The organism is Methanocalculus sp., from assembly GCF_029762515.1.
Classification (GTDB): domain Archaea; phylum Halobacteriota; class Methanomicrobia; order Methanomicrobiales; family Methanocorpusculaceae; genus Methanocalculus.
In genome coordinates, this window is sequence record NZ_JARVGN010000187.1 from 1 (window position 1) to 4,349 (window position 4,349).

Below are 4,349 nucleotides of genomic sequence, written 5' to 3' on the forward strand. Positions count from 1 at the left end.
GTATGCTCCGGGCAAGTGCCCAGTCGTCGGGTGCGATCTCCTCGCCAGACGGGTACCTGCGGGCTTTGAAGATCCCATACTCTTCTATCCCCACGTGGGGTTCAGCACCCCAGATGGCAACCCCTGCCGGGTTCCCCATGGTGAGCTTCCCCTCGCTATCTGCAAACCAGAGCCCGATCGGGAGGATCTCCATCACCTTTGAGAGGATATTCTCGCGGATCAGTAATTCTTCTTCGGCCCTGGCTGTATCTGTTCTATCAATGATGATCGCAACAAACGCCGGTTTTCCATGGAAGCGGGAGATCTGAAGATGAACCTCGACAGGATAGAGCGTCCCATCTGCCCTCTGATGAACTGTCCGGAATTCATTATATTCCTTCTTCCCATCGAGCATCGGCGCAATCATCTCCCGGAATGCCTGCGGTGTGAATTCCGGCTTCAGATCGAGGGGTGTCATCCCTGCAAGCGTCTCCATCGAATATCCAAGATTATTGCAGGCTCCCTTGTTCACCCAGAGGAAACGGAGTGTCTCAGCATCAAAGATAAAGATCTCGTTCTTTGATTCTTCAAGGATATGCACAAGTTCCTGTGCCCGTGCTTCAGCACGCCTCCATTCTGTGATATCCACAAGTGAGGCGACGGAAAGCCGTTCTTCTGGTAAAACCCCGATTGAGATGAAGATGATCCGCTCCTCCCCGTTCCGCCTGATAAACCGGAACTCGTAGCTGAGTGGAGCGTCACCATTCTGGTAGCGTGCATGATGATACTCCATTATCCGATCGATATCCTCTGGATGGATGAATGCAGTGGGTTTTAATTTTCCTTCGATCTCAGCAGCCGTATATCCGGAGAGCTCCTCAAAGAGGGAATTGACTCTTAGAATGGTCAGATCCTGCCCGAAGATGGCAAGTGCAGAGCCGGTATTCTCGAAGATGCCCCGGTACCGCTCCTCGCTCTTTCTGAGTTTTTCCTGTGCTGTGATCGCCTCATCCAGATGCTGGCGGATCTCCTCCTCTGTTGATGCCAGTTCCTCATGCATCGAGAGGAGTTCGCGTTCCTGGTTCCTCTGCTCGGTGATATCGCGGATCGATTCGATGGCACCCGCCACCTCTCCTTTATCATCATAGAACCGTGATGCCGTTGCCCAGAGGACTCTCTTATTTCCCTTCATCCGGGCGGAATCGGTCTCGATGATCGCACTCTCACCCCTCTTTTGGATCTCCGGGTAATGCCCCTGTATATTGTCAAGCTCCCCTTTGAGGATATAGTCGATGAGAACGGGCCTTCTCTCTCCATAGAAGAGGAGGGAGTATTCGTAATCTCGTTTTCCGATGACCTTATCCGCTTCGATCCCGGTCATCTCCTCAATTGCCTTGTTCCAGGCGATAACAATGCCATCCGAATCGATCGCAAATGTGGCGTCAGGGAGGAAGTTGATGATGTCTGAGAGCCTCCGCTCGCTCCTCCTGATCTCCTGCTCCCGTATCGAAAGCTCCTCGAAGCTCGATCTCAGCTCTTCTTCATTGGCGGTGAGCTGTTCATATGCGGCATTCAGTTCATCAAGGCTCTCGGCGATCTTCTTCTCAGCTCTCCTTGAGGCAACAGCCATCTCTATCTGGTGGGCAAGCTCTGCAAACTGGGCACGGGGGTTGCCGCCTTTCTGGAGATAGAAGTCGGCACCATTGTTCAGTGCCTCGATAACGATATCCTCCCTCCCTTTTCCGGTGAAGATGATGAACGGGAGAGTCGATCCGGCCTCCCGAAGCTCCTTTAAGAGAGTAATCCCGTCCTTTGACGGCATCTGGTAATCAGAGACGACTGCGTCATAGTCGCCATCCATAATAATCTCCATCGCCTCAAGAGAATCTTCGAGGATATCGACCGAATACCTGCCTTTCTCTTCGAGGAAGAGTTTTGTCAGGTCAAGGAGTGCAGGTTCGTCATCGATATAGAGGATACGGATCGGGGAGCTGGCGCCAGGATCGGACATGAACTACTTTGAATATCTATCCTTCTCGAAGTTAAGGAGATCGGTTCTGATTTATTTGTACATGGCTCTCTCCGGGAGGGTGAAGAGAGCTATTATATATGCCGGGGGTCGTTTTTCATGGTAATGAGGATTCTGTTTATGGCGCCTGTATCAATTCCCCTCCGCCTTTGTATGCTCCTTATTCTTCTGAGTGCCCTATTAACAGGGGTTGCACAGGCTTCCGGGCAGTCCGTTATTATCACCGATCACACCCTTGTCCCCTCAGTCGTGATGCCGGGCGATCAGGCGATTGTGTATGTTACGATCATGAATGCAGCTTCCACCTCAACCCAGACAGAGTCCACATACCTATCATCAGTCTATTCTGTGAGTACATCGGAAAGCCAGGATGTTTACCTGGTGATAGGAAGCGTCTATTTTGATGGCCGGGGGGATATCCGGGTATTGGAAGGGAACTCGGCTTTCACAGGGGTGCTTGGACCCGGACAGTCGATGGATCTGGTATTTCTGATTCAGGCGCCGGAGAAGAGCGGGATCTATTTCCCCCAGCTCCGTATCAGGGTGAGGGGCGGGGAGAGCGTCATCTACCCGATCCCGGTGAATGTGAATATGCCGATCTTCTCGATGAAGGTCCCGGTGATCGAGGTGTCGCAGGCGGCACTTCCTTTTGTCAGGCCCGGTGAGACATTTGAAACAGGGCTTGCTGTTGCCAATACCGGGCAGAGTGCTGCACAGGAGATCACGGTTATCGTTCAATCCGGGGATCTGATGATCGCCCCTGTCGGGCCTGCATCATCTTTCATGCCCGTGCTTGCTCCCGGTGCGGAGATGGTGATCCCACTTTCGTTCCGGGTCAGCAAAGAGATCGCACCCGGCCTCTATGAGCTGCCGGTTGTGATCGGCTACCAGCAGGCCGACGGATCGACTGCGTCAATCACCACTGCCTGTGCAGTCGATGTCCGTGGAGCATCATCTCTTGCAGTCTCTGCGGTGAGAACGGATCCAATTACCGTTGATGCGGGTGAGCCATTCGACCTGATTGTCCGCCTCGAAAATACCGGAACCGGACGGGCAGAATCTGTTGTGGCGTATCTCGATGCCCCCCTTTCAGGGCAACGGGAGACGTTCATCGGCTCGATCAGGCCCGGAAACGATGCCCCGGCAGTCTTCCGGCTGACTGCGGCTGAAGGCGGCGAGATCCCCGCATCTCTCACTGTCGGGTATTCGGATGATTATGGCGATCACCGGATGGAACAGCCGCTTACACTGGTCGTCAGGGAGCAGGGGGTTGCAGGTGCCCTTGTTGCCCTTGTCATTCTCGTGCTGATTGCAGGAGCAGGGTACTATCTCTATTCACAACGGAAGAAGGAGTGAATCACTCATGCTTTCCGGAGCACGCGTCTCCATATTTCTTGCCTCACGGGCGATTCTCCGTGGGGGAAAGGTGGGGACGCTTCTGAATATCCTGATCATCGCGATGGTCTTTACGAATATGATTCTCCTCTCCGCAATCATCGGGGGGGCAGTGAACCTCTTCCATGATCAGACGATCGATTATGTCACGTCTGATATTGTGATCCGCCCCGAACGTGATGAGCGAACCCTCTTCCATGTGGACGAACTCCTCGATCGCGTGAACCGGGTGCCGGGCGTTGCCCGGGCCTCGGCACGCTACTCCATCGGGGGCACCCTGAGCCATGAGGGCTCGATGGTGAGCATCCCGATCACCGCGTTTAATCCCCGCGATGAGATTGAAGTTACAAAGATCCATGAGCATATCGTTGAGGGTGATTTCCTCTCGCCTGCTGATGACGGGATTCTGCTCGGCCAGTTTGTCGCGGGCCATGAAGATCCCGGCCTTGATTTCTTTGAGTCGCTCGGCGGGGTGAGGGTTGGGGATTCGGTAGAGGTGATGTTTGCAAACGGGGTTTTGAAGACATACCGCGTGAAGGGGATATACTCGACAAAATCCTACCAGGCCGATTATATGGCATTCATCTCGTGGGAGGAGATGGATGCTGTACTTGGTACCCGGAATACCGAAGCCACCGAGGTGCTTGTCAGGGCACAATCAGGAGAGGATCTTGATCTGGTGAAGCTCCGCCTCCTTCAGTTCGGGGTGCAGGAGCGGGTGGAGACCTGGAATGAAGCGATGACACAGGTGATTGCCGATTCGATGGAGACGTTCTCGATCATCGATAAAATCTCGCTTGCCGTCAGCCTTATCATCGCGATTGTTGTGATTGGGATCGTCTTCACGATCAAGACGATCAACCAGCGGCGCCAGATAGGCATCCAGAAGGCAATCGGGATCAGAAACCCGATCATCATCGGGAGCTATGTTGCACAGGTCCTCTTC

General features: G+C 53.7%; 3 protein-coding genes. 2 read left to right on the forward strand and 1 reads right to left on the reverse strand.

Translation table 11 applies throughout. From position 1 onward, the window contains the following. On the reverse strand, positions 1-1,990 hold a 1,990-nt coding region (locus QCH34_RS07605), incomplete at its 3' end, for a PAS domain S-box protein (protein ID WP_300332446.1). 138 nt (positions 1,991-2,128) lie between these two features. On the opposite strand from QCH34_RS07605, the gene QCH34_RS07610 reads away from it, so the two are divergent. Next, positions 2,129-3,364, forward strand: coding sequence for a hypothetical protein (locus QCH34_RS07610; RefSeq protein WP_300332447.1), 1,236 nt, complete (start codon positions 2,129-2,131; stop codon positions 3,362-3,364). Between the two features lie 7 nt (positions 3,365-3,371). Next, a partial coding sequence (locus QCH34_RS07615; RefSeq protein ID WP_300332449.1) for an ABC transporter permease occupies positions 3,372-4,349 on the forward strand: 978 nt, incomplete at its 3' end.

Coding starts and splice junctions, on each gene's coding strand:
- QCH34_RS07610 (WP_300332447.1), top strand. CDS start 2,129: ATGGCGCCTGTATCAATTCCCCTCCGCCTTTGTATGCTCCTTATTCTT.